General features: G+C 61.1%; 21 protein-coding genes and 2 pseudogenes. 15 read left to right on the top strand and 8 right to left on the bottom strand.

Going from position 1 to position 24451, the window contains the following annotated elements:
• Positions 1-140: 140 nt before the first annotated feature.
• The gene (locus H097_RS04365; RefSeq protein WP_032857667.1) at positions 141-1430 is read right to left on the bottom strand and encodes a serine/threonine transporter; all 1290 of its coding nucleotides are present in this window, start codon (positions 1428-1430) and stop codon (positions 141-143) included.
• A 60-nt stretch (positions 1431-1490) separates the two neighbouring features.
• Positions 1491-2867, bottom strand: a complete 1377-nt coding sequence (locus H097_RS04360; protein WP_032857666.1) for an L-serine ammonia-lyase — start codon at positions 2865-2867, stop codon at positions 1491-1493.
• Positions 2868-3004: 137 nt separating this feature from the next.
• On the opposite strand from H097_RS04360, the gene H097_RS04355 reads away from it, so the two are divergent.
• Together H097_RS04355 and H097_RS04350 are read left to right on the top strand one after the other, a co-directional pair.
• Complete coding sequence (locus tag H097_RS04355; protein ID WP_032857665.1) at positions 3005-3952, top strand: LysR substrate-binding domain-containing protein; 948 nt, start codon at positions 3005-3007, stop codon at positions 3950-3952.
• A 212-nt stretch (positions 3953-4164) separates the two neighbouring features.
• Entirely contained in the window at positions 4165-4572 is a 408-nt protein-coding gene (locus tag H097_RS04350) for an HPF/RaiA family ribosome-associated protein (protein ID WP_032857663.1), read from the top strand.
• A gap of 198 nt (positions 4573-4770) precedes the next feature.
• On the opposite strand, the gene fecA is transcribed toward H097_RS04350, so the two are convergent.
• From fecA to H097_RS04335, 3 genes are all read right to left on the bottom strand, one after another.
• Positions 4771-7116, bottom strand: a complete 2346-nt coding sequence (gene fecA, locus H097_RS04345) for a TonB-dependent Fe(3+) dicitrate receptor FecA (RefSeq protein ID WP_032857662.1) — start codon at positions 7114-7116, stop codon at positions 4771-4773.
• A gap of 90 nt (positions 7117-7206) precedes the next feature.
• The gene (locus H097_RS04340) at positions 7207-8151 is read right to left on the bottom strand and encodes a FecR family protein (protein ID WP_032857660.1); all 945 of its coding nucleotides are present in this window, start codon (positions 8149-8151) and stop codon (positions 7207-7209) included.
• On the bottom strand, positions 8148-8636 hold the full coding sequence (locus H097_RS04335; RefSeq protein ID WP_032857658.1) for a sigma-70 family RNA polymerase sigma factor: 489 nt from the start codon (positions 8634-8636) through the stop codon (positions 8148-8150). The genes H097_RS04340 and H097_RS04335 overlap by 4 nt, the downstream gene beginning before the upstream one ends.
• A 245-nt stretch (positions 8637-8881) precedes the next feature.
• Here H097_RS04335 and H097_RS04330 point away from each other — a divergent pair, with 245 nt between their 5' ends.
• From H097_RS04330 to H097_RS28595, 9 genes and pseudogenes are all read left to right on the top strand, one after another.
• Positions 8882-9184, top strand: coding sequence for a DUF3649 domain-containing protein (locus tag H097_RS04330; RefSeq protein ID WP_032857655.1), 303 nt, complete (start codon positions 8882-8884; stop codon positions 9182-9184).
• Positions 9181-10755: a PepSY-associated TM helix domain-containing protein gene (locus H097_RS04325; RefSeq protein WP_032857654.1), complete on the top strand. Its 1575-nt coding sequence runs from the start codon at positions 9181-9183 to the stop codon at positions 10753-10755. The genes H097_RS04330 and H097_RS04325 overlap by 4 nt, the downstream gene beginning before the upstream one ends.
• On the top strand, positions 10755-11081 hold the full coding sequence (locus H097_RS04320; RefSeq protein ID WP_032857652.1) for a DUF3325 domain-containing protein: 327 nt from the start codon (positions 10755-10757) through the stop codon (positions 11079-11081). Before H097_RS04325 ends, H097_RS04320 begins: the two co-directional genes overlap by 1 nt.
• A 6-nt stretch (positions 11082-11087) precedes the next feature.
• Positions 11088-11666, top strand: coding sequence for an RNA polymerase sigma factor (locus H097_RS04315; protein ID WP_032857649.1), 579 nt, complete (start codon positions 11088-11090; stop codon positions 11664-11666).
• Entirely contained in the window at positions 11663-12640 is a 978-nt protein-coding gene (locus tag H097_RS04310; protein ID WP_032857648.1) for a FecR family protein, read from the top strand. Before H097_RS04315 ends, H097_RS04310 begins: the two co-directional genes overlap by 4 nt.
• Before the next feature lie 108 nt (positions 12641-12748).
• Entirely contained in the window at positions 12749-12898 is a 150-nt protein-coding gene (gene ykgO / locus H097_RS04305) for a type B 50S ribosomal protein L36 (RefSeq protein WP_020297337.1), read from the top strand.
• Between the two features lie 110 nt (positions 12899-13008).
• Positions 13009-15438, top strand: a complete 2430-nt coding sequence (locus tag H097_RS04300; RefSeq protein ID WP_032857644.1) for a TonB-dependent receptor — start codon at positions 13009-13011, stop codon at positions 15436-15438.
• A 69-nt stretch (positions 15439-15507) separates the two neighbouring features.
• Positions 15508-16977 carry a D-alanyl-D-alanine carboxypeptidase/D-alanyl-D-alanine-endopeptidase gene (dacB, locus tag H097_RS04295; RefSeq protein ID WP_032857642.1) on the top strand — a complete coding sequence of 490 codons (1470 nt, stop codon included), beginning with the start codon at positions 15508-15510 and terminating at the stop codon, positions 16975-16977.
• Positions 16958-17044, top strand: a pseudogene (locus H097_RS28595) (outer membrane lipoprotein carrier protein LolA); the annotation flags it as partial. The gene dacB and the pseudogene H097_RS28595, both read left to right, overlap by 20 nt.
• A 21-nt stretch (positions 17045-17065) precedes the next feature.
• On the opposite strand, the gene H097_RS04290 reads toward H097_RS28595, so the two are convergent.
• Positions 17066-17941 carry an AraC family transcriptional regulator gene (locus H097_RS04290; protein ID WP_032857641.1) on the bottom strand — a complete coding sequence of 292 codons (876 nt, stop codon included), beginning with the start codon at positions 17939-17941 and terminating at the stop codon, positions 17066-17068.
• Positions 17942-18079: 138 nt separating this feature from the next.
• Here H097_RS04290 and H097_RS04285 point away from each other — a divergent pair, with 138 nt between their 5' ends.
• Positions 18080-18991, top strand: a complete 912-nt coding sequence (locus H097_RS04285) for a DMT family transporter (protein ID WP_032857640.1) — start codon at positions 18080-18082, stop codon at positions 18989-18991.
• 102 nt (positions 18992-19093) lie between these two features.
• Here H097_RS04285 and norR read toward each other — a convergent pair whose 3' ends face one another.
• A complete protein-coding gene (gene norR / locus H097_RS04280) occupies positions 19094-20635 on the bottom strand; it encodes a nitric oxide reductase transcriptional regulator NorR (RefSeq protein ID WP_032857637.1) in 1542 nt (513 codons plus the stop codon).
• 155 nt (positions 20636-20790) lie between these two features.
• On the opposite strand from norR, the gene hmpA reads away from it, so the two are divergent.
• A complete protein-coding gene (gene hmpA, locus H097_RS04275) occupies positions 20791-21972 on the top strand; it encodes an NO-inducible flavohemoprotein (protein ID WP_032857635.1) in 1182 nt (393 codons plus the stop codon).
• 237 nt (positions 21973-22209) lie between these two features.
• On the top strand, positions 22210-22716 hold the full coding sequence (locus H097_RS04270) for a disulfide bond formation protein B (protein WP_032857633.1): 507 nt from the start codon (positions 22210-22212) through the stop codon (positions 22714-22716).
• Positions 22717-23269: 553 nt separating this feature from the next.
• Here H097_RS04270 and H097_RS29085 read toward each other — a convergent pair.
• Positions 23270-23484 (bottom strand): annotated as a pseudogene (locus H097_RS29085) (hypothetical protein).
• 27 nt (positions 23485-23511) lie between these two features.
• Between H097_RS29085 and cyoA the strand changes: the two are divergent.
• Positions 23512-24450: a ubiquinol oxidase subunit II gene (gene cyoA / locus H097_RS04265; RefSeq protein WP_032857631.1), complete on the top strand. Its 939-nt coding sequence runs from the start codon at positions 23512-23514 to the stop codon at positions 24448-24450.
• Position 24451 lies beyond the last annotated feature (1 nt).

Here is a 24451-nt window from a genome sequence, read left to right as displayed (position 1 = left end):
GCGTGCCGTACAGGTATCTTTCAGACGATGAGTGACCCCTGTAGGAGCGGGCTTGCCCGCGATTGCGGTGGATCAGCCAACCATTCAGTGGCTGACATACCGCCATCGCGGGCAAGCCCGCTCCTACAGGGTGATCTGTTTTAGGGCACCAGCGAGAAAATGACCGCAGACAGCGCAATCAACCCGACCAGCACCACAAACACGTTGGACACCTGGCCCGAATACTGGCGCAAAGATGGCACGCGGCGGATCGCATACATCGGCATCAGGAACAGCAAGCACGCGATGATCGGCCCGCCCAGGGTTTCGATCATGCCCAGGATGCTTGGGTTGAAGGTGGCGACGGCCCAGCAACTGAGGATCATGAACACGGCGGTGCAACGTTCCAGCCAGCGCGCCGACAGGGTGCGGTTGCGCCCGCGCAGGGATTTGACGATCAGGCCCTGGAAGCCTTCGCTGGCGCCGATGTAGTGGCCGAGGAAGGATTTGGTGATGGCCACCAGCGCGATCAACGGCGCTGCATAGGCGATGACCGGGGTCTGGAAGTGGTTGGCCAGGTAGGACAGGATCGAGATGTTCTGTGCCTTGGCGGCGGCGAGATCTGCCGGCGACAGCGCCAGCACGCAGCTGAAGCAGAAGAACATCACCGTCAGCACCATCATGCCGTGGGCCATGGCCAGGATGCCGCTGCTCTTGCGTTCGGCTTGGGCGCCGTACACGCGCTTCTGGTCTACCGCGAAGGCCGAGATGATCGGCGAATGGTTGAACGAAAACACCATCACTGGAATCGCCAGCCACAGGGTCTTGAAGAATGCCGGCAGCGGCATGCCCTCGCTGGCCGAGGCGAAGAACGCGCCGTTCCAGTTGGGGATCAGGCTCAGTGCCAGCAACAGCAAGGCGGCGACAAACGGGTAGACCAGCACACTCATGGCCTTGACGATCACGCCCTGGCCGCAACGCACGATGGCCATCAGGCCGAGGATCAGCACCAGGGACAGGATCGCCCGTGGCGGCGGCGTCATGTGCAGTTGGTGTTCCATGAAACTGCTGAGGGTGTTGGTCAGGGCGACGCTGTAGACCAGCAGGATCGGGAAGATGGCGAAGAAGTAGAGCAGGGTGATCAGCTTGCCGGCACCGACGCCGAAATGTTCTTCCACCACGTCAGTGATGTCGCCGGATTTGCCCGACAGCACAAAACGCGTCAGCCCACGGTGGGCGAAGAAGGTCATGGGGAAGGCCAGCAGCGCCAGTATGATCAACGGCCAGAAGCCACCGACCCCGGCGTTGATCGGCAGGAACAGGGTGCCGGCACCGATGGCGGTGCCGTAGAGGCCGAGCATCCAGGTGGTGTCGTGCTTGCTCCAGCCGGTTGTTACGGTTTGCGTGACAGAAGCGGGATTTTCGGCAGCAGGTGTACGTACATCGGTCATCGTTATTGCCTCGTTATTATTTTTGCGCGGGCTCACGTTGGGGCGGTCAGGGAATGCTCCTCAGCATTCCACCCAGCTCACGGCCAGGCCGCCCCGTGAAGTTTCTTTGTATTTGTCATGCATATCGGCGCCGGTATCGCGCATGGTGCGGATTACCCGGTCGAGGGAGATAAAGTGCTTGCCGTCACCGCGCAGGGCCATTTGCGTGGCGTTGATGGCTTTGACGGCGGCAATCGCGTTGCGCTCGATGCACGGCACCTGGACCAGGCCGCCTACCGGGTCGCAGGTCAGGCCGAGGTTGTGCTCCAGGCCGATTTCAGCGGCGTTTTCCAGTTGCTCAGGGGTGGCGCCGAGAATATCCGCCAGGCCCGCAGCGGCCATGGCGCAAGCCGAGCCGACCTCGCCCTGGCAGCCGACTTCGGCGCCGGAGATCGAGGCGTTTTTCTTGCACAGGATGCCGACGGCGGCCGCCGCCAGGAAGAAATTGACCACATCATCATCAGACGCGTCGGCGTTGAATTTCATGTAGTAGTGCAACACCGCCGGGATGATCCCGGCTGCGCCGTTGGTGGGGGCGGTGACCATGCGCCCACCGGCGGCGTTTTCTTCGTTGACGGCGAGGGCGAACAGGTTGACCCATTCCATCGCCGACAAGGTTGAAGTGATCACATTCGGTTTACCGATTTCCAGCAAACTGCGGTGCAGCTTGGCGGCACGACGCGGCACATCCAGACCGCCGGGCAAGATGCCCTCGTCGCGCAGGCCTTGCTCGACGCATTCGCGCATCACCGACCAGATATGCAGCAGGCCGCTACGGATGTCTGCGTCACTGCGCCAGGCGCGCTCGTTGGCCATCATCAATTCGGAAACCCGCAGGCCGTGTTTGTTGCACAGGGCCAGCAGTTCAACGGCGCTGGAAAAATCGTAGGGAAGTTCGACTTCGCTTGTGGGAGCAATGCCCGACTCGGCTTCCGCGGCCTCGATGATGAAACCACCGCCCACCGAGTAGTAGGTCTGTTCGCTCAACAGGCCGTCTGTCCCGTAGGCATGCAGGGACATGGCGTTGGGGTGGTAGGGCAGGCTTTCCTCCAGCAGCAGGAGGTCGTGCTGCCAGTTGAAGGAGATTTCTTGGGTACCGGCAAGCAACAATCGGCCTGATTCGCGCAACTGCTGGATACGCGGCCCGATCGAGGTAGGGTCAACCCGATCCGGCCATTCGCCCATCAACCCCATCACGCAGGCCCGGTCGGTGGCGTGGCCCACGCCAGTGGCGGACAGAGAACCGTACAGGCGTACTTCAACGCGCTGGGTTTGCTCCAGCAATTGCTGGTCTATCAGGGTCTGGGCGAAGGTGGCCGCTGCCCGCATGGGGCCCACGGTATGGGAACTGGACGGGCCGATGCCGACCTTGAATAGATCAAAAACGCTGATAGCCATGCTAAAGCCTTACAAGCAATGGAGTAGGAATCGCTGCCATGTTTTGTAGGACAAGCGGAATTGGCGCGATACTGAGCCTCTAGATCGGCACTGACCAACGAATTATCCTAAGACACCCTTTAGCAGGACTAAACTCTATGGCTCGCCCGCTTCATGCCCAGACCTATGTCTGGCTGCACGTCTTTGCCTGCGCTGCGCGGCATTTGTCGTTCACCCGTTGCGCCGAAGAACTGCACATCACGCCAGGGGCGGTCAGCCAGCAGATTCGCCAATTGGAAGAGCGTCTGGGCTTTCGCCTGTTTCATCGACGCGCGCGCGGCGTGGAATTGAGTGCCGAGGGGCAGCGCTTGGCGATCACGGTGAGCGAGGCCTACGGCAGCATCGATGCCGAGTTGCAGCGCCTGGATGCGGGGATGATCAGCGGTACCTTGCGCCTGCGCTCCATTCCGTCCTTCCTCGGTAAATGGCTGACACCGCGTTTGCCCCGTTTGCAGCAGCGCTTCCCGGATATCCAACTGCGCCTGGTGGCTGAAGACAGCAGCATTGCCCTGCACGAAGGCGACTTCGACCTGGCCATCGACCTTAACGACGGCAGTTATCCTGGTTTGTTATCCACAGCCTTGCTCGACGAACAGATATTCCCGGTATGTGCACCGAGCCTGTTGCGCGGGCGCCCGCCGCTGCACGGGCCGGCCGACCTGGCCCATTTCCCGCTGCTGCACGACATCACCGCCTGGCGTGGGAGTTATGAGTACGCCGAGTGGGAGTTTTACCTGAACGCTATCGGCTATCACGACGCTGATGTGCGGCGCGGTCACACCTTCAACCGTAATCACCTGACCATCGAAGCGGCCATTGCCGGCATGGGCGTGGCGATTGCCCGAAGAACCCTGCTCAATGACGAATTGGAGCGTGGCACCCTGATCGTGCCGTTCGGCCTCGCGGTGCCGAATCACAAACGTTATGTGCTGCTCTATGCCCCAGGCGCACTGAATCATCCGGGCGTGCGTGCGGTGCATGACTGGCTGGTGGAAGAGGCGGGGATCTTTCGCGGATTGCACCCCTTGGGAGAGGGGCAATTGTGAGGATTTATTGAGGTAGGAGGATGTACCCAACTCCCGACGATAACAGCGCTTTGGGCGGTTGTCAGACTTAATTTGTAATGTGGGATTTATCTTTGCAAAGGGGTTGAATTGTTCCGTCAGGTGCTCAATTGTGTAATCAAGAGGTCATGGTTTCACCGCATCGGTGTTGCAGTTGTGACCTCTGGCGAGCTAGCTGAAATAAGGGAAACACTATGCAAATCCAAGTCAACAGCGACAACCATATTGAAAGCAGCATCCGACTGGAGGAGTGGGTACGTACTACCATTGAGAGCACGCTCGAACGTTATGAAGAAGACCTGACCCGCGTCGAGGTTTACCTGCGCGATGAGAACGGCGACAAGCCGGGCCCCCACGATTTGAGTTGCCGCCTGGAAGCGCGGCCAAAGGGTCATCAACCGATTTCGGTGCTTCAGAAAGCCGACACCCTGGAACAGGCGATCGACGGGGCGGCCACCAAGCTGGAACACGCGCTGAGTAATCTGTTCGGCAGGCTGCAGGGCAAGCCGCGTGCAGAGAAAAGCACGCCAAACAACCAAGTCGATGATGCCGGGCTTGAAGAGGAATTCCTGGAAAACGAACAGGCTGCGCTTAACAGCTGATTGCTGAGTGTTTTTCAACCCCAAATAAACGGGCCTGCAGATGCAGGCCCGTTTTTTTGTATCTGATGAACGCTTCACTGTAGGAGCGAGCTTGCTCGCGAAGGGCGTCAACGATAACGCGGGGAACCTGATTCCCCGCATTACCCTCAGGTTTTTCGCGAGCAAGCTCGCTCCTACAAAAAGCCGGTAGTCCGGCCGTCAGAACGCGACCGACGTCTGTACGTACACCGTACGCGGCTCACCCACGTATTTGCCCTTGTTGTTGTCGTCAAACGAGCGGGTGTAGTACTGGGTGTTGAAGATGTTCTTCACCCCCACCGCCACATTCAAATCTGATAACTGCGGGCCGAAATCATAGGCGGCGCGGCTGCTGAACAGCATGTAGCCGGGGATGCGCCCGGTGCTGCCATCAGCGCTTTCGGCCTGGGTGTTGGCGTTGTCGGCGAACTGGCTGCTCTGGTAGGTGCTGTCCAGGTTCAACTTCCATTGGCCTTCGGTATAACCCACGCCCAGGGTGCCTTTGTGCTTGGACGAGAACGGCACGCGGTTGCCTTTGTTCGGGCCGTCTTCGCGGATGGTTGCATCGACGTAGGCATAGCTGGCGTACACATCAAAACCGGCCAGCGCCGGGCTCAAACCGTCGAGGGCGTAGTTGAGGCTGGACTCGATGCCTTGGTGGCGGGTTTCGCCCCGGGCGATCACCGAGTCGTTGGTCTGGTTGCTTTCATACTGGTTGTCGAAGTTGATCAGGAAGGCGCCGATTTCCGCACGTAGCGCACCGTTGTCGTAGCGCGTGCCGACTTCCCAGGTGCGGGCCTTTTCTGGCTTGACCGCGCCGCTGCTCACACGGTTGGGCATCTGGCTGTACTGCACGCTGCCGAAGGAACCTTCGGTGTTGGCGTACAGGTTCCAGTCGTCGGTCAGGTGATAGAGCACGTTCAACGCTGGTAAGGCGGTGTTGTAGTCGCCCTTGTATTTGACGTTGGTCAGGTTGTTGGTCTGTTGCGACTTGATCATTTCGTAGCGGATGCCAGGGGTCACGGTCCACTTGCCGATATCAATCCGGTCGTCGACAAAGAACGCATTGGCTTCGGTGCCGCCCCGAGTATCGCGGTCGTTGCGGCTGTCGGTGTTGGGCAATTGCTGGTTGGCGCTGATCGGCGTGCGGTAGCGCAATTCGTGCCCGGCTTCGTTGATGTAGCGGTAGCCGATGCCCACTTCATGGCTGGTCGGGCCGAGGTCGAAGCCTTGCGCCAGGCGTGTTTCCAGGCCGCGTACCCAATACTCGCGCGGGGACAGCGAGAGGAAGCTGCCCTGGTCCAGATAACCGCTGCGCAAGGTCTTGGTGAAGAAACTGTTGACGGTGAATTCGCGGCGGTCTTCCTGGTAGCGATAGCCGACGTTGAACATCGTACGGCGGCCCCAGAACTTGTCGTAGGGGCGGGTGGATTGATACGGGTCCGCCTTGTAGGCCGCAGTGCTCAAGCCGCCGGGCATATCGGCCTGACCTTCGTAGTACTGGGCCATGGCATTGAAGCTGTTGGCCTCATCCAGTTGGTAGTTGCCCTTGAGGATCAGGTCGTCGATTTGTGTGTCGCTGTGTTCGCGCCAGTCACCGCCACGGGTGCCGGAATACAGAATCGCGCCGCCCAGGCCGTTGTCGGCGGTGCCGCCCGCCAGCAGGTTGCCGGTGGTCTTGAAGCCATCATGGCTGGAGGACGGGCTGGTCTCGGTCTGCAGGCCACCCTTGACGGTCGGCGCATCGGGAATCGCCCGGGTCACGAAGTTGACCACGCCGCCGACGTTCTGCGGCCCGTAACGCACGGCGCCGCCGCCGCGCACCACGTCCACCGCATCCATGTTGCCCATGCTGATCGGCGCGAACGACAGTTGCGGTTGGCCATACGGTGCGAAGGGCACCGGGATCCCGTCCATCAACACGGTCGAACGTGACGCCAGGCGCGGGTTGAGTCCGCGAATGCCGAAGTTCAGCGCCATGTCGTGGCTGCCGGTGCCGTTGTTTTCCGGAGCATTGACCCCGGGAATGCGGTTGAGCACATCGCGGGCCTGGGTGGCGCCCTGGCGCTCGAACTCTTCGCGACGGATCACATCACGGGCGCCGGGGTGTTCGAAGACATTGGTTTGCGCGGCATCGCCCAGCCAGTCGCCGACCACATTGGAGGTACCCAACTCCAGGGTGGCCGGGGCGTTCAGCGGTTGCAGGCTGTAGGCATTGTTACCCTCGGCGCGGGCTTGCAGGCCGCTGCCTTTGAGCAGTGCATTCAAGCCTTCTTCAGTGGTGTAGTTGCCCGTCAGGCCCTGGCTTTGCGCCCCGGCCGTCACTTGCGAGCCAAAGGAAATCAGCACGCCGGCTTCACGGCCAAATTGATTCAGCGCCGCCTCCAGGGATGACGGGGCGATGTGATAAGGCTTGGCCTCGGCCGCCATGGCGTAGGGCAGGGCGCTGAAACTGAGGCTGGCGCCCAGCAACAAATGGCGCAGGGTACGGGCAAGTGGCGTCAGGCGAGTCGGTTGCTGGGGCATGAAGAACGTTCCTGAGAGAAGGGAATCCGGGTGGCTTTCCTTGTCTGTCACGCGAGATCGGGAAAACGGCTCACGTTTGCAGAAAATAATTCATGCACGGGCTTCGACGCTGACCCAGTAACGGGTAAAGCGCCGGACTTTGACCGGCAGGCTGATTTGCAGCAGGTCCAGAATGCGTTCGCTGTCGTCCAGCGGGTAGCTGCCGGAGATCAGCAGGTTGGCCACCAGCGGGTCACACTGCAATTGGCCGCGGCGATAACGGCTCAGTTCTTCGAGGAAATCGGCCAGGCGCATGTGCGACGCCACCAGCATGCCGTCGGCCCAGGCGCCAGTGTTGGCATCGGTCAGGCGCGGCGTATCCCAGCCTTTGCGGGTGAGGTTGGCCTGGCGGGATTTTTCCAGGGTCAGGGGCAGGCCGCTGTAGGACCTGGGTGCAATCTCCACCTGGCCGTCCAGCACTGCCACTTGGGTGTGATCGTTGAACTGGCGCACATTCACCTGTGCCGCCTGGGTGGTGACGATGCCCTGGCCGGTGATGATCTGCAACGGGGTGTTGGCGCGCAGTAATATCTCGCCTTCGAGCAGGCGGATCAGGCGTTGTGGGCCATCGAACTGCACGTCCACCGCACTGGCGGTATTGAGTTGCAATTGGCTGCCTTCGGCCAGTTGCACCTTGCGCCGCTGGCCGAGGGGGCTGCGGTAGTCGGCGCTCAGCGGCGGGATCAGGTGTTGCTGGCGCAGGCCCCAGGTCGCGGCGGAGCCGACACCGAGGATCAGCAGGAGTTTCAGCGCCTGGCGCCGGCTGCTGGATTTCGGTGCGTTCAACGCCGCATGGGCCAAGGGCGATGGCATCCCGCGCAGGCGCTGGTTGACCCGCTGGATATGCTCCCATGCCCGTTGATGTTCGCTGTGGGCGTCCAGCCAACGTTGCCAATTGGCCTGCTGGCGCGGGTTGAGCGGGCCTTGCTGCATTTGCATCAGCCACTGCACCGCCTGTTCGGCGACCTGGGTCGAGAAGTTCGCGGCGGGGTTCATAGGGCAAAGTAGCAGCGCATGGCGGCTTTATTCAGATGACGTTTGACGGTGGCGATGGAGATCCCCAGTTCGGCAGCGATCTGTGGATAAGTCAGGCCGTCGAGTTGGGCCAGCAGGAAGGCGCGCTTGACCAGCACTGGCAAACCGTCGAGTAACTGGTCCAGCTCCATCAGGGTTTGCAGGATGATGGCCCGGTCTTCTTCCGAAGGCGCAACGTGCTCGGGCATCTGCGCCAGGGCGTCGAGGTAGGCGCGTTCCAGGTCCTGGCGGCGGTAATGGTTGAACAGCACGCGTTTGGCGATGGTCGTCAGGAAGGCACGCGGTTCGATCAGCGTCGGTGTGTCACGTGCCGTCAGTACACGGATGAACGTGTCCTGGGTCAGGTCGGCGGCGCTTTGCGGGCAGCCGAGCTTGCGTCGCAACCAGCCGGTCAGCCAGAGGTGATGGTCGTGATACAGGACTTCGACGGTATTGGACGGCCGCAACGCGAACACTCCGGCAGCATCTGCATGCTGTAGGTAACGAGAATTGTTCGCATTGTAGGGTTGCGAGGTGGCATTCGGCAATCAGCAGGAGACCGATGGGGGCTTTATAGCCGCAACAGAACCCTGTGGGAGCAGGCAAGCCAGCTCCCACATTTGATGTTCGTCGCTCTGTTAATCCGTTCTCTTTTGCTTATGAGAATATTTATCATTAAACTCGCAGCCCTGATGAACCAGGCGCCTTCGGCATGAAACGCAAAGCCTCACTTCCTCTTTCTTATCGTCTTGCTGTGACCTCGCGGCTGTTGGCCGCTGTCGTCGGCGGCTACATGCTGGCGTCCCTGGCCAGTGTCTGCCTGACCTTATGGCTGCCCATTTCCCGTGCCGATGCGGTGGTCAGCGGCATGCTCAGTTCCTTTGTGTTCTACCTGCTGGCGGTGATCTGGTGTTTTGCCTGCCGCACAGCCGCCCGTGCCTGGTTTGGTGTGCTGGTGCCCAGCGCGATATTGGCCACCCTGGCTGGCCTGGCTTATTGGATGGCGCACCCATGAAAGAGGGTTTCCGTCAGGCAATGGCCTGGTTACACACCTGGGCCGGGTTGATTTTCGGCTGGTTGCTGTTCGCGATTTTCCTCACCGGCACCCTCGCTTACTTCAAGGATGAAATCACCCACTGGATGCAGCCGGAAGTGCCGGCCCATGCGGTGGACGATGCCCGCAGCCTGGCCGTGGCGCAAAGCTATCTGGAACAGCACGCACCCACGGCCGCGCGTTGGTTTATCAACCTGCCCAACGGTCGCGAGCCTGGTTTATCGGTGATGTGGCAAGACAAGATCGACCCAGGCCGACGCGGTAACTTCATCGAAAAACTGCTCGACCCGGTTTCCGGCGAGCAACTCCAGGCCCGTGAAACCATGGGCGGCGAATTCTTCTATCGGTTCCATTTCCAGTTGCAGATGCCCCATCCCTGGGGCCGCTGGCTGTCGACCATCGCGGCGATGGTGATGTTTGTCGCGCTGATCACCGGGATCATCACCCACAAGAAAATCTTCAAGGACTTCTTCACCTTCCGCCCGCGCAAGGGCCAGCGCTCCTGGCTCGACGGGCACAACGCGGTCGGTGTGCTGGTGCTGCCGTTCCACCTGATGATCACCTACAGCAGCCTGGTGATTTTCATGACGATGGTCATGCCGGCCAGCATTCTTGCCTCTTATGACGGCAACACCCGTGCATTCTTCAATGAACTGTTCCCGGCCACCAACAACGCGCCGGCTCTCGGCCAACCGGGCAAACTGCTGCCGTTGGCGCCGTTGGTGGAGCAGGCTCGGGCGCAGTGGGACGGTGGGCATGTAGGGCGCTTGGCGGTGAACAACCCAGGCGATGTGAATGCCTCGGTCAATGTTTCCCGCGCCGGCTCTGACCGGGTGGTGCATGAGTTCGGCAGCACCGTGTCCTTTAATGGCACCACCGGTGAGGTGCTGCGCGTCAGTGCCGAACAGTCGCTGCCGATGGCGATTGGTGGCAGTTTCTACGGCTTGCACATGGGCCACTTCGCCGGCCCGGTGCTGCGCTGGCTGTACTTTATCTGTGGCCTGGCGGGTACGGCGATGATCGGCACCGGCCTGGTGATCTGGCTGGGCAAGCGTCAGCTCAAGCACGCAAAAACCGGAGTGATGCCGTTTGAGCTGCGCCTGGTGGAGGTGCTGAACGTTGCCAGCATGTCCGGGCTGGTCATCGCCATCGCCGTGTTTTTCTGGGCCAATCGCTTGCTGCCTGCGAACTTCGCCGAACGTTCGGACTGGGAAGTGCAGGGCTTCTTTATTGCCTGGGGCCTGACCCTGCTGCACGCCATGCTGCGCCGTGGCCGCCGGGCCTGGGTCGAACAATTGGCGGTGGGTGCCTTGCTGTTTATCGGCGTGCCGCTGCTTAACGCGCTGACTACCTCCGAACACTTGGGCGTGTCGCTGGCCAAGGGCGATTGGGCGATGGCCGGCTTTGACCTGACCTGCCTGGGCAGTGGCCTGTTCCTGGCTTGGGCGGCCTGGAAGATGCAACTCCGCAGCGCCGCGCAGCCCAAGGCCGAGCGCGCCCGGCCGTTGACGCTCAAAGGCGAGGTGAACTGATGTTGTTGGCCTTGTTGTTGTGCTATGCGGGCTTCACCGCGCTGTGCCTGTCCCTGGATCGCCATCACGGCGAGTTGCTGCACAGCAAACCTTCGCCACGCCGGCGCCTGGGTTTGCGCTTGGGCGGTTGGCTGCTGTTGCTGGTGTCGATCTGGCCGGCAGTGCAGGCGGCTGGTTGGAGTCGCGGGCTGGTGGACTGGTGTGCGGTGCTGATGCTCAGTGCGCTGTTGCTGGTGTTGTTGATGCCCTATCGGCCAAGGCTGGCCCTGATCCTGGCGGGCGTCGGCCTGCTGGCCAGCCCCGTTGCGGCCTTCGCGACCCTCTGAGCCGCCTTGATGATCACCACGCCGCCCGAATCCCAGGATCACCCCCGCGCCGAATCGTCGGGCGGGCGCGCACATTTCCTGCAGGTGTTTTTGTCCCAGCGTTCACAGATGGAGGCCTTGGTCAGCCGCCGGGTAGGCTGCCGTGCGACGGCAGCGGACCTGGTGCAGGATTTGTTCCTGCGTTTCTGGCGCCGGCCCCTGGTGCAGGTTGAGGAACTGAGCACCTACCTGCTGCGCTGCGCCGGCAATATCGCCATCGACCACCTGCGCAGCGAAGGCGCGCGGGTGCGCGGCAATGAAGGCTGGCTGCCGGAGCAGCAGGATCATTCTGGCTGCGAGCCCCAGGCCGCGCTGGAGGCCGGTAACGACCTGCGCCATGTCGAAGCGGCGCTGCGCCGTTTGCCGGAACGCACGCGGCAGATTTTTTTGCTCAACCGGATCCACGGGCGCAAGTACGCCGAAATCGCCAAGGCCATGGGCCTGTCCCAAAGCGCTGTGGAAAAACATATGATGCGCGCTCTCGAAGCCTGCAAAGCCAGCCTTCGGGAAGCCCATCCGCCACGTTCGCCAGGGAAAGCACCGTGACCACCACCCCGACACCCGCCCAGGAACAGGCCGCCCTGGCCTGGCTCAGCCTGCTGCACGATGCGCCCAGCAGTGGCGACCAGGCCACGTTCAGCCGCTGGCTGCGTGCCGACCCGGCCCACGTCGAGGCGTATGCCCAGGCGCAGGTGTTGTGGGAATTGAGCGAGGTGCCGGCGAGCACCCTGGCCGACGAAGACGCCTTGGCTTTGCAGCGTTACCTGAAGGCCATGGACGCCGCGAAGCGCTCCCGTGTGCGCCGCTGGTCGGGGGCCTTGGCCCTGGCGGCATGTCTGTTGTTGATGGTGTCGATGGGCGCGGGCTGGCAGCCGCAGCGCTGGGTCGATGACCTGGGCGCCGATTACGTCAGCTTGCCTGGGCAAGTCAAAACCGTGATCCTGGCCGATCAAAGCCAGGTCACCCTGGATGCCGACAGTGCGATTGCCGTGGATTTTCGCCACGGCGAGCGGCAGATCCAACTGCGCCGTGGCGCCGGTTTTTTCAGCGTCACCCACACCGGCCAGCCTTTTGTGGTGCACGCCGGCAGCGGCGAAGCGCGGGTACTGGGCACGCAGTTTGAAGTGCGCCTGCAACCGGCGGGCGCCCAGGTGACCGTGTTGTCGGGGCGGGTGGGGGTCAAACCGTCGGCGCAGGGTACTCAGCAGATTCTGACGGCCGACCAGCAAGTGGCCTACAGCGAGGGTGTGGCCGACGAGATGCATGCGGTGAACAGCGAAGCGCGCATGGCCTGGCGTGATGGCTGGCTCAATTACTACAAGACCCCTTTGGCCGATGTGGTCAAAGACCTTTCCCGCTATTACCCCGGCCGTATCCTGCTGCTCAACGACGCACTCGGCGCCCGCCGGGTCAGCGGCAGCTTCCCGAGCAACGACCCCGAGGCGGTGCTCAAGGCCTTGCAGGCGGTGCTGGGTTTTGAGCAGCACAGCGTGCTGGGCCGTCTGATCGTCGTCCGCTAACAAAAACGCCTCCTCCCACAGGAATAGCGGATAACTGAAAGAAAGTTGATAACGGTTCTTATTTGTATTTATGATATGTTATTACATTCATATCCAGGAGCCTCCCCCATGAAAGTGCTGTCCTCACTCAAAGAAGCCAAGAACCGTCATCGTGACTGCCAGATCGTCAAGCGTCGGGGGCGGATCTATGTGATCTGCAAGTCCAACCCGCGCTTCAAGGCCCGTCAGGGCGGGGCGAAAAACAAGAACAAAGGCTGACGGTGAAATTATTTTCAATTTCACCTGAGGTAAAACCCCGCGCCATCCGTGTAGTGCTTGAAACTGCGATCAATTCGCATTAACGGCGTTTTCTACACGGGTGCTCAAGCATGAAGTCCAGGGCAAAGTCGGCGGCAGGCGGTTCGGTTAAACAGTGGCTGGGAGCCTCCTTTCTGGTCGCTTCAAGTCTGGCAATATTGCCCTTGAGCCTGGCGCAGGCGGCAGATGCGCAGCAGCAAAGCACGCTCTTCAACTTCGCGCTCCAGGCCAAACCGTTGCCCCAGGCCCTGAGCGATTTCAGCCGCGTGACCGGCATCAGCGTGGTTTATACCGACGAAGCCCCCTACACCCTCAACGCCCCGGCTGTCAGCGGGCGGATGAGTGCGGCCCAGGCCCTGCAGCGCTTGCTGGGCAATACCGGCTTGACCTTGCGCCAGATCGACGCGCGCACCCTGGCGCTGGAGCCGGCACCCACCGAAGGCGCATTGAACCTGGGGGCCACCACCATCAGTGGCGTCAACCCGCAGCAAACCAACAGCTACCAGCCGCCGCCCACCAGTTCGGTGATGCGTTCCCAGGGATTGCTGTTGGAAACCCCGCAAACCGTGAACATGGTGCCGGCCCAGGTGATGCGCGACCAGGTGCCGCGCAACCTCGATGATGCCTTGGGCAATATCAGTGGCATCACCCAGGCCAATACGTTGGGCAGTACCCAGGATGCGGTGATGTTGCGCGGTTTTGGCGACAACCGTAACGGTTCGGTCATGCGCGACGGTATGCCCGTGGTGCAGGGCCGGGCGCTGAACGAAACCGCCGAGCGTGTCGAAGTGCTCAAGGGCCCGGCGTCGTTGCTGTATGGCATCCAGGACCCGGGCGGCGTGATCAATATTGTCAGCAAGAAACCCGAGTTGACCCCATCCACCGCGCTGACCGTGCGTGGCTCGACCTATGGCAGCGGCAAGAACGGCAGCGGCGGCACCCTCGACACCACCGGCCCGATTGGCGACAGCGGCCTGGCTTACCGGTTGATCGTCGACCATCAGGACGAAGATTACTGGCGCAACTTCGGCACTTACCGTGAAAGCGTGATCGCCCCCTCCCTGGCCTGGTACGGCGACAACACCAAGGTATTGCTGGCCTACGAGCACCGTGAGTTCCTCTCGCCGTTCGACCGTGGTACGGCCATCGACCCCAAGACCAATCACCCGCTGGACATCCCGGCCACGCGTCGCCTGGACGAGCCGTTCAACAATATGGAAGGCCGTTCCGACCTGTATCGCTTCGAGGTCGACCACGATCTGAACGACGACTGGAAGGCCCATTTCGGCTATAGCTGGAACCGCGAAACCTACGACGCCAGCCAGGTGCGCGTGAGCAAGGTCAACGCCAATGGCACCTTGAATCGCAATATGGACGGCACCCAGGGCGCGCTGACCACCGACCGCTTCACCACCGTCAGCCTCGAAGGTAAGGTGGACGTGGCCGGCATGCGCCATGACCTGGTGTTCGGCCTGGATGACGAGTACCGCAAGATCTACCGCGCCGACCTGATCCGCCAGGCCAGCCGCAGCGTGTTCAATTACAACGACCCGGTGTATGGCCGCGAAGTGGCGGGCACTACCGTCAGTGCGCCGGACAGCAACCAGACCGACCTGCTGCGCAGCGACTCCGTGTTTTTTCAGGACGCGATCCACCTGACCGACCAGTGGATCTTGGTCGGTGGCGCACGCTTCCAGGCGTACGACCAGTACGCCGGCAAGGGCCGCCCGTTTACCGCCAACACCGACAGCAACGGCCAGAAGTGGGTGCCCCGCGCCGGCCTGGTGTACCGCTACACCGATGAGTTGTCGTTCTATGGCAGCTACACCGAATCGTTCAAGCCCAACTCCACCATCGCGCCGTTGGATAATAAGATGGTGATTGACGGCAGCATCGCCCCGGAACAGTCCAAGTCCTGGGAACTGGGAGCCAAGCTCGATATGCCGGGGCGCATCACCGCCAACGTCGCGTTGTTTGATATCCACAAGCGCAACGTGCTGGTGTCGATCACCGAGGGTGCGACCTCGATCTACAGTGTCGCCGGCAAAGTGCGCTCCCGTGGCCTGGAGATGGACCTGAGCGGGCAATTGACTGACCAGTGGAGCCTCATCGGCAGTTATGCCTACACCGATGCAGAAGTCACCGAAGACCTGACCTACAAGGGCAAGAACCTGCAAAACGTGGCGAAAAATACGGCGGCTTTATCCGCCGTGTATGACTTCGGCACGATCGTGGGTGGCGATCAACTGCGCGTCGGTGCGGGTGCCCGTTACGTGGGCGAACGTGCCGGTGATGCCCTCAACAGCTTCGACCTGCCGGGCTACACCGTGGCCGATGCATTTGCCACCTATGACACCCGGGTCGACGGGCAGAAGGTCAAGTTCCAGCTCAACGTGAAGAACCTGTTTGACCGTACCTACTACACCTCGGCCGTCAGCCGTTTGTTTGTGTCCATGGGCGATGCACGCCAGGTGTCGTTGTCCAGCACCCTGGAGTTCTGACCATCGGCGATGACGCTGGCGGCCTGAGCTGCTAGCGTTGCGCTCTTTGTTGATCGCCAGGACGTGTTGATGCAGTTGGGACGATGGATACACACCCGCGCCATGCTGGTGGGCATGAGCCTGTTGTTGGGGGGCTGTGCCACGCCTTCGACAACCCGCGAGCAGGCGCTGGACCGGTTACTGGCCGATCCGGCCCTGGCGGGCGCCAGCGTTTCATTGATGGTGCGCGATGCCCGCAGTGGCAGCACGCTGTACCAGCACAACCCACGGACACGGCTGGTGCCGGCCTCCAGCCTGAAGCTGCTGACCACGGCGGCGGCCATGGATGTACTGAGCCCGCAGTATCGGTTTTCCACACAGTTGCTGAGTAATGGCCGCCAACAAGGCGCGCGCCTGATGGGCAATCTGTACCTGCGTGGCCTGGGCGACCCGACGATCCAGTGGGCGGACTACCAGGCGCTGGCGGCGAAGCTGGCCGGGAAGGGCATCCGGCAGGTGACGGGGGATCTGGTGTTCGATGACAGCTGGTTCGACGCCGAGCGCCTGGGCGTCGATTGGGCCCATGACGATGAAGACAAATATTACGGCGCGCAGATCTCCGCGTTGACGGTGTCGCCCAATGCCGATTTTGATGCGGGCACCTTGATCGTCACGGCCAGGGCGCCCGCGGCAATCGGCCAAGCAGTGAGTGTCAGCCTTAGTCCGGCCACTGATTATGTGCAACTGAGCAACCTGGCGGTCAGCGGCCCGGGTAACAGCTATGGGCTCAATCGCCAGCACGGCAGCAACCTGCTGCGCCTGAGCGGCGCCTTGCAGCCGGGGACGCAAAGCCGTCAATGGGTCAGCGTCTGGGAGCCGACGCAACTGGTGGCCAATCTGTTTGAGCGGGCCTTGGCGGAGCAGGGGATCACTGTGCAGGGCCGGCGGGTGATCGGCGGCGTGAGTCCAGAGGTGGCAACCGTGTTGGCGGTACATGAGTCGGCGCCGTTGCAGGAACTGATCAGGCCCTTGCTCAAACTGTCCAACAACAGCATGGCCGAAGCGCTGCTCAAGGCCATGGGGCGCAAACAGGCGAATGCCGGCACGGCGGCTGCGGGTGTGGTGGCGGTTGCGGATTTTCTGCGCCGCCAGGGCATGGATCCGGCGACGTTGAATCAGGTGGACGGCTCGGGTTTGTCGCGACGTAACCTGGTGTCGGCGCAGAACTTCACCGACCTGCTGCTGGCCATGGGCAAACAGCCGTGGTTCAACGCCTGGTACGACGCGCTGCCGATTGCCGGCAACCCGGATCGCCTGAATGGCGGCAGCCTGCGTTACCGCCTGCGCGGGACAGCGGCGCAAGACAACCTGCAGGCCAAGACGGGCTCGATGGGTGGGGTGTCTTCGTTGACGGGCTACATCACCGATGCGGGTGGGCGGCGGTTGGTGTTTTCGATGCTGACCAATAACTATGTGGTGGAGGGCAGTCGGATCAAGGCTCTGGAGGATCGACTGGCGACGATCCTTTGTAGGAGCGAGCTTGCTCGCGAAGGTCGTTAACGATAACGCGGGGAACCTGACTCCCCGCATTGCCCTCAGGTTTTTCGCGAGCAAGCTCGCTCCTACAGGGATGCGTGTATGTTCAGGGTTAGGGTTGGAACGCCTGCCGATACTCCCCCGGTGTCGCCCCCATCGCCTGGCGAAACCGGTTGGTAAAGTGGCTGGCACTGGAAAATCCGCACGCCAGGGCGATCTCCCCCAACGGCAGTAACCCGCTGCGCAACATCACCTGCGCCCGAGCCAGGCGGCGGGCCAGTACATATTGGTGAGGCGGCAAGCCGAAGCTTTCGCGAAACATCCGCGCAAAGTGGTACTCCGACAACGCGCACAATCCGGCCAGTTGCCCCAGGCTGATCGGCTCGGCCAGTTGCTGCTCAATGTAGTCCACCAACTGCCGGCGTTGATGCGCAGCAAGGCCACCCTTGAGGCGCAAGCCTTCACGCAGGCCGACCTGGCTGAGCAGGGTGTGGCTGAGCATTTCATGGGCCAGGCTACTGGTCAGCAGGCGTTCGGCAGGTTCCTGCCAGTTCAGGCCAATCAACTGGTGAAAGCGCCGGGCTTGCTGCGGGTCTTCCAGGAACGTACTTTCGCGCAGTTGCAGCGCCCGGGGCTCGCGGTCCAGCAGGGTGACGCAACCCAGGGCAAATTGCTCCGCGCTGAAATACACATGGGCCAGGCGGATCTCGCCGTTGATCACCCAGGCCGACTGATGCTCGGCGGGCAGGATGCACAATTTGTCAGGGCCACCCTTGGTGCCGGGCTGGCCGCGCCGAAATGTCTCGGTGCCACCGCCCACGTAGCAGGACAGGGTGTGATGGCTGGGCGCCTCGTAGTCCTGGGCATCATGGTGGTTGCTCCACAAAGCCGCAGACAAGCCGTCCCCAAGCTCGGCGCTGAGCTCAAGGCGAGCGTTGGGCGAGCGGTTGAGGGCTTGAAAGACTTGCAGGGTTTCCAGGGTAGGCATAATTCGTTCTCTGGGACGCCTTGCATCCTACTCCCGGCAGTTGGTGCTGTGATCCCTCGGCCTGACAAAAGCGCAAGAATCTGCAAGTGCGCAGCATCAGGGCAGGGCGACACTGTGGCTCAACCACCGGAGTGCGCCATGAACCTTTCCCTGTATTTACTGACTGTGCTGATCTGGGGCACCACCTGGATCGCCCTCAAGTGGCAATTGGGCGTGGTGGAAATTCCGGTTTCCATCGTCTATCGCTTCGGCCTGGCAGCGCTGGTGCTGTTTGTGTTGCTGCTGCTCAGTCGCAAATTGCAGGTGATGAACCGGCGCGGGCACTTGATCTGCCTGGCCCAGGGTTTGTGTCTGTTTTGCGTGAACTTCATGTGCTTCCTCACGGCCAGCCAGTGGATCCCCAGTGGCCTGGTGGCGGTGGTGTTCTCCACCGCGACGCTGTGGAATGCGTTGAATGCCCGAGTGTTCTTCGGCCAGAAAGTCGCGCGCAATGTGTTGCTGGGCGGCGGCCTTGGGTTGCTCGGCCTGGGCTTGTTGTTCTGGCCGGAACTGGCCGGGCATACCGCCAGCCCCGAGACGCTATTGGGCTTGGGCCTGGCGTTGCTGGGGACGATGTGTTTCTCGGCGGGCAACATGCTGTCGAGCCTGCAACAGAAAGCCGGGCTCAAGCCGTTGACCACCAACGCCTGGGGCATGGCTTACGGCGCGTCGATGCTGGCGCTGTACTGCGTGATCCAGGGCATTCCTTTTGAACTGGAATGGAACACCCGCTATATCGGTTCGTTGCTGTACCTGGTGATCCCGGGCTCGGTGATCGGCTTTACCGCCTACCTGACCTTGGTCGGCCGTATGGGCCCGGAGCGGGCGGCGTATTGCACGGTGTTGTTCCCGGTGGTGGCGCTGAACGTCTCGGCGCTGGTCGAGGGCTACCAGTGGACGGCCCCGGCACTGGTGGGGTTGGTGCTGGTGATGCTGGGGAATGTGTTGGTGTTTCGTAAGCCCCGAGCGATTACGCCTGTGAGTCCGCTTTTGGAATCGAAGCAAATCTGATGTGGGAGCTGGCTTGCCTGCGATGGCGGTGGAGCAGCCAAAATCTACGCTGGCTGACCCACTGTCATCGCAGGCAAGCCAGCTCCCACAGTTTGATCGGTGTTACTTCAGGCCCAGGCGCTTGGCCATGCGCCCCAGGTTGGCGCGGTCCAGCCCCAGCTCTCGGGCGGCGCTGGCCCAGTTGTGCTGGTGGCGTTCCAGGCAGGCGCCGATGACTTGCCTTTGGTAGTGCTCGGTGGCCTGGCGCAAGTCACCGGTCACCACGGGTAGCTCGGCCTGTTCCTCAATCAGCGGCGCCGATTCACTGGGCAAGTCCAGGTCCTTGGCGCTGAGGCTGAGAATTTTCGGCCGCTCCCGGTGGTTGCCCAAGGCTTTCAGGGCACTGCGACCAATCAAGTGTTCCAGCTCCCGCACATTGCCGGGCCAGCCATAAGCCAGCAACGCCGCCTGGGCATCGCTGGTCAGGCGCAGGCTACCCAGGCCCATGCGCGAACGGTTCTGCTCAAGGAAGAAACCCGCCAGCAGCAACACGTCGCGCCCGCGTTCACGCAAGGCCGGGACTTGCAGCGGGTATACGCTCAGGCGGTGATAGAAGTCGGCACGGTAACGGCCATTGCGCACCTCTTCGGCCAGGTCGCGGTTGGTGGCGGCGATCAGGCGCACGTCCACTTGATGCTCCTTGTCCGAGCCCAACCGTTGCAACTGCCCGCTTTGCAGGACCCGCAGCAGCTTGGCCTGCACGGTCAGCGACAATTCGCCCACCTCATCAAGGAACAACGTGCCGCCATTGGCCAGCTCGAACTTGCCCCGCCGTTCATTTAGCGCGCCGGTAAACGCGCCGCGAACGTGGCCAAACAGTTCGCTCTCCACCAGGGTTTCCGGGAGGGCGGCGCAGTTGAGGCTGATCAGCGGTTTTTCGCTGCGCGATGAGGCCGCGTGGATGGCCTGGGCCACCAGTTCCTTGCCGACCCCGGTTTCGCCGGTGATCAGCACGGTCAGGTCGCTGCCGCCCACCAGCTTGATTTCCTCTACCAGGCGCTTGTGGGTCTTGCTCTGGCCGATCATTTCCTTGTGCTGCTGGCCGCTGGCCTGGCGATAGATTTCCGCGCGCTGGTGTTCATCCTCGGCGCGCAATGCCAGGTGCTCGATACGTTCGGCGACATTGACCGTGGCGGCGGCGAGGCTGGCAAAGGCTTGCAAGGCGTCCAGTTCGACACGCTCGAAGCGCTCGGTGTCCAGGGCATCCAGGGTCAGCAGGCCCCAGGGGCGGTCGTCGACAAACAGCGGGCAGCCCATGCAGTCGTGGACTTCCAGATGACCGTGCAGGCCATCGACCAAGCCGTCATAGGGGTCGGGCAGTTCGCTGTCGCTGTCGAAGCGGGTCGGGCCGGGGCTGCTCAATAGCACTTCGAAGCGCGGGTGTTCGCTGATCTTGAAGCGTCGGCCCAAGGTGTCCGGGCTCAAGCCGTCCACCGCCAGTGGCACCAGCCATTCACCGTCCAGGCGCAGCAGCGCGGCGGCATCGCAGGGCAGCAGGGTGCGCATGGCTTGCAGCAGGCGTCGGTAGCGCTCGCCTTCGGGCAGTTCGCGGGAGAGGTCGGCGACCAATGGCAACAGGGTGGTGAGCAGGGAGTGTGCAGTCATAATGACTCCTTGTAGTCCTAATGACTATAAGGTGTAGGAAGTCATATTGACTATATTTAAATTAAGCTATTGATAAATAACGAATTATTAGTTGGCACGAATACTGAGTATCACAAGGTAATCATTCAGAAGCCTAAAAGCTCAGGAGTCTCCCCATGCTTAGCGTTCAAGACCGTGCCATCGTCAAGTCCACTGTGCCACTGCTCGAAAGCGGTGGTGAAGCCCTGATCACCCACTTCTACCGCATGATGTTGTCCGAATACCCCGAAGTGCGCCCGCTGTTCAACCAGGCCCACCAGGCCAGCGGCGACCAGCCTCGCGCCTTGGCCAATGGTGTGCTGATGTATGCGCGGCATATCGACCAGTTGGATCAGTTGGGCGACCTGGTGGCCAAGATCATCAACAAGCACGTGGCCCTGCAAATTCTGCCGGAGCATTACCCGATTGTCGGCAACTGCCTGCTGCGGGCGATTTCCGAGGTGCTGGGTGATGAAATCGCCACCCCTGAAGTGATGGGTGCGTGGGGCGCCGCCTATGGGCAACTGGCCGATATCCTGATCGGTGCCGAAAGTGCGATCTACGACGAAAAAGCCCAGGCCGTTGGTGGCTGGCGTGGTGCCCGGCCGTTTCTGCTGGTCAAGCGTGTGGAGGAGAGCAGCGAAATCATTTCCCTGTACTTTGCCCCGGTGGATGACGGCCCGATCCTCGCGGCTGAGCCTGGCCAGTACATCGGCCTGAAACTGCTGCTCGATGGCGAAGAAGTGCGCCGCAACTATTCGTTGTCGGCACGCACCGATTCGGGCCTGTACCGCATCAGCGTCAAACGCGAAGCGGGCGGGCGGGTCTCCAACTACCTGCATGACCAGATGCACGTGGGTGCGACCCTCGACCTGTTCCCGCCATCGGGAGAATTCACCCTGGTGCCCAGCGACAAACCCCTGGTGCTGATCAGTGGCGGGGTGGGCATCACGCCAACCCTGCCGATGCTGGAAGCGGCTTTGGCGACCGAGCGCCCGGTGCACTTTATCCACTGTGCGCGTAATGGTGGTGTGCATGCGTTCCGTGACTGGGTCGATGCGTTGGCCGTGCAGCATCCGCAACTGCAACGCTTCTATTGCTATGCCGAGGATGATGGCATCAGCCCGGCGGCGGACAAGCTGGGGATGTTGACTCAGGAGCAACTGGCGGCGTGGTTGCCTGAGGAGCGTGATGTGGATGCCTACTTCCTGGGGCCAAAGGGCTTTATGAGTGCGATCAAGCGTCACCTCAAGGCACTGGGTGTGCCTGAGAAGCAGAGCCGGTATGAGTTCTTTGGGCCGGCGGCGGCGCTGGAATAAGCGGCCGCTCTTCAACACCGCACCGCCGCTCCAACATTTGATCTGTGAATACATTCAAAATGTGGGAGCGGCGGTGCGACGATTCGACTTGCTCGCGAAGAGGCCCGAAAGACCACCACATTAATGCGCCGTTAACCCATTTTGCCTACCCTCCCGCTGCCTACTGCTAAATTTTCACCTCCTGTGTGTAAACTTGCGGCCATTGGCACAACCATCATTAGGCAAAGGGAAACGGGGATGATTGACGAAATGCGGTTAGGGCGTGAACGGCGCTTCCTGGTGTTGTTGGGGATCATCTGCCTGGCGCTGATCGGTGGCGCGCTCTATATGCAAATAGTGTTGGGCGAAGCGCCATGCCCACTGTGCATCCTGCAGCGCTATGCCTTGTTGCTGATTGCGCTCTTTGCCTTTATCGGCGCGGCGATGCGCACCCAACGCAGTGTCACGGTCTTTGAAGTGCTGGTGGTGCTCAGTGCCCTGGGGGGTGTCGCTGCCGCCGGGCACCATGTGTATACCCAGTTCTATCCGGCCATCAGTTGCGGTATCGACGTGTTGCAACCGATTGTCGATGACCTGCCCCTGGCGAAGATCTTCCCGCTGGGCTTCCAGGTCGACGGTTTCTGCAGCACGCCGTACCCGCCGGTCCTGGGCTTGTCCCTGGCTCAATGGGCGCTGGTGGCGTTCGTGTTGACGGTGATCCTGGTGCCCCTGGGCATTTACCGTAACCGCAAGCACAGCGCTTAAATCGTCCTACAAAACGCCCCGGCCCTGCTGATGCAGGCCGGGGCGTTTTTGTGTGCGGGCATTTTGTGAAAGGACCGTGACGCTGGACAAGAATGGCAGCGCGCAACGTGCGACACGTTGTCACACTGAAGGCGCCGCAGGACGTTTCCCACCCCGTGCCCCGATGCTTGATCAGCCGTTGACCAGGCGTTTTTGCCTGTCACTTTCCATCCAGGCCGACCCCGCGCACGGCGTGCGGTACAGAACTTCCAGTGAGCTGTGAATGCCTTGTTTTTAGCGGGCTTGCCTAGGGTTTACGGGGGGCAGGAGAGGGCGCTGAATGCGACAAAATGGGCAATAGCACGGCATTTTTTGTGGTTTTTGTTGAGAATCAAACGCGATACGATCCCGGACCTTTGCAACAATGGCGCAGGATTATTGCTGTAATCGATAAAAATAATTTCTTTATAAGTCATGGTTTATACATCGCTAGCTAACTACAATCGCCCGCACTGAATGTCCGGTGCTGCTCAACCCTGAGCAAATAGGGCGGTCGAGAGGCGAAAACATTGCTTCATGCGACCCCAGGTGCCGGCAGCCTTTCAACTATCCGCACCAAATGGAATTGGTCTGTAACAAGGCCTTTGACCAACGAAATCGAATAAGAATTCACCGCCAGACCTGGACGTGTCGATCAGCGCATGAAGCGCCGGGCAGGCCCTTATTCAATCGAAGAGAAATGCCAACCCTTGGCAGGGTGAAGTGTTGGCGATCAAAACCCAACTGCATTGCGCAAGCTGCTTTAGAGGTCGTGAGATGAGTAAAAACAGGTACACCCGATTACTAGGCATAGTGCCGCTTTTCGGCATGTTATTGCTGGGAGGCTGCAACTGGACGCTGCTCGACCCTGTGGGTCAGGTCGGCGTGGAGCAACGTAACCTGATCATCACCGCTACGCTGCTGATGCTGTTGGTCGTGGTGCCGGTGATCGTGATGACCTTCGCGTTCGCCTGGAAATACCGCGCGTCCAACACCAAGGCGACCTACGCGCCGAAGTGGTCGCACTCCACCAAGATCGAGATCGCGGTGTGGCTGGTACCTGTACTCATCATCATCGCCCTGGGTTACATCACCTATAAGTCGACCCACGAGCTGGACCCTTACCGTCCGCTGGAATCCGACGTGCCGCCAATCACTATCGAAGTGGTCGCGCTGGACTGGAAGTGGCTGTTCATCTATCCCGAGCAAGGGATCGCCACCGTCAACAAGATCGTGTTCCCGGCTAACACCCCGATCAACTTCAAAGTGACTTCTGACTCGGTGATGAATTCGTTCTTCATTCCGGGCCTGGGTGGCCAGATCTACGCAATGGCGGGCATGCAGACCAAGCTGCACCTGATTGCCAACCAGAACGCCGAGCTCGACGGTATCTCCGCCAACTACAGTGGCGCGGGCTTTACCGGTATGAAATTCAAAGCAATCGCCACCACTCAGGAAGATTTCAATGCCTGGGTACAAGAAGCCAAGAGCTCACCAAAACAGCTGGAAAAAGCTGAATACGAAGCCCTTGCCAAGCCAAGCCAGAACAACCCTGTAGAGCTGTACTCCTCGTACACGCCGGACCTGTTTGACAAAATCATCGATAAGTATGAAGCGATGAAGCCAGGCAAGCCGGTCAAGCACGAGAAGAAAGAAGTGGCTGCTGTGGAAGGGACGGACGCAAATTCGCATTCAGCTGCCGGGGCAGAGGAGTAAA

Source organism: Pseudomonas sp. FH4, from assembly GCF_000510915.2.
Classification (GTDB): domain Bacteria; phylum Pseudomonadota; class Gammaproteobacteria; order Pseudomonadales; family Pseudomonadaceae; genus Aquipseudomonas; species Aquipseudomonas brenneri.
Note: the sequence above shows the minus strand (reverse complement) of the source record. Positions and strands in the feature narration are given on the sequence as shown.

Coding starts and splice junctions, on each gene's coding strand:
- H097_RS04285 (WP_032857640.1), top strand. CDS start 18,080: ATGAACCTTTCCCTGTATTTACTGACTGTGCTGATCTGGGGCACCACC.
- H097_RS04365 (WP_032857667.1), bottom strand. CDS start 1,430: ATGACCGATGTACGTACACCTGCTGCCGAAAATCCCGCTTCTGTCACG.
- H097_RS04350 (WP_032857663.1), top strand. CDS start 4,165: ATGCAAATCCAAGTCAACAGCGACAACCATATTGAAAGCAGCATCCGA.
- hmpA (WP_032857635.1), top strand. CDS start 20,791: ATGCTTAGCGTTCAAGACCGTGCCATCGTCAAGTCCACTGTGCCACTG.
- H097_RS04355 (WP_032857665.1), top strand. CDS start 3,005: ATGGCTCGCCCGCTTCATGCCCAGACCTATGTCTGGCTGCACGTCTTT.
- H097_RS04290 (WP_032857641.1), bottom strand. CDS start 17,941: ATGCCTACCCTGGAAACCCTGCAAGTCTTTCAAGCCCTCAACCGCTCG.
- ykgO (WP_020297337.1), top strand. CDS start 12,749: ATGAAAGTGCTGTCCTCACTCAAAGAAGCCAAGAACCGTCATCGTGAC.
- fecA (WP_032857662.1), bottom strand. CDS start 7,116: ATGCCCCAGCAACCGACTCGCCTGACGCCACTTGCCCGTACCCTGCGC.
- norR (WP_032857637.1), bottom strand. CDS start 20,635: ATGACTGCACACTCCCTGCTCACCACCCTGTTGCCATTGGTCGCCGAC.
- dacB (WP_032857642.1), top strand. CDS start 15,508: ATGCAGTTGGGACGATGGATACACACCCGCGCCATGCTGGTGGGCATG.
- H097_RS04325 (WP_032857654.1), top strand. CDS start 9,181: ATGAAAGAGGGTTTCCGTCAGGCAATGGCCTGGTTACACACCTGGGCC.
- H097_RS04330 (WP_032857655.1), top strand. CDS start 8,882: ATGAAACGCAAAGCCTCACTTCCTCTTTCTTATCGTCTTGCTGTGACC.
- H097_RS04300 (WP_032857644.1), top strand. CDS start 13,009: ATGAAGTCCAGGGCAAAGTCGGCGGCAGGCGGTTCGGTTAAACAGTGG.
- H097_RS04270 (WP_032857633.1), top strand. CDS start 22,210: ATGATTGACGAAATGCGGTTAGGGCGTGAACGGCGCTTCCTGGTGTTG.
- H097_RS04320 (WP_032857652.1), top strand. CDS start 10,755: ATGTTGTTGGCCTTGTTGTTGTGCTATGCGGGCTTCACCGCGCTGTGC.
- H097_RS04340 (WP_032857660.1), bottom strand. CDS start 8,151: ATGAACCCCGCCGCGAACTTCTCGACCCAGGTCGCCGAACAGGCGGTG.
- H097_RS04360 (WP_032857666.1), bottom strand. CDS start 2,867: ATGGCTATCAGCGTTTTTGATCTATTCAAGGTCGGCATCGGCCCGTCC.
- cyoA (WP_032857631.1), top strand. CDS start 23,512: ATGAGTAAAAACAGGTACACCCGATTACTAGGCATAGTGCCGCTTTTC.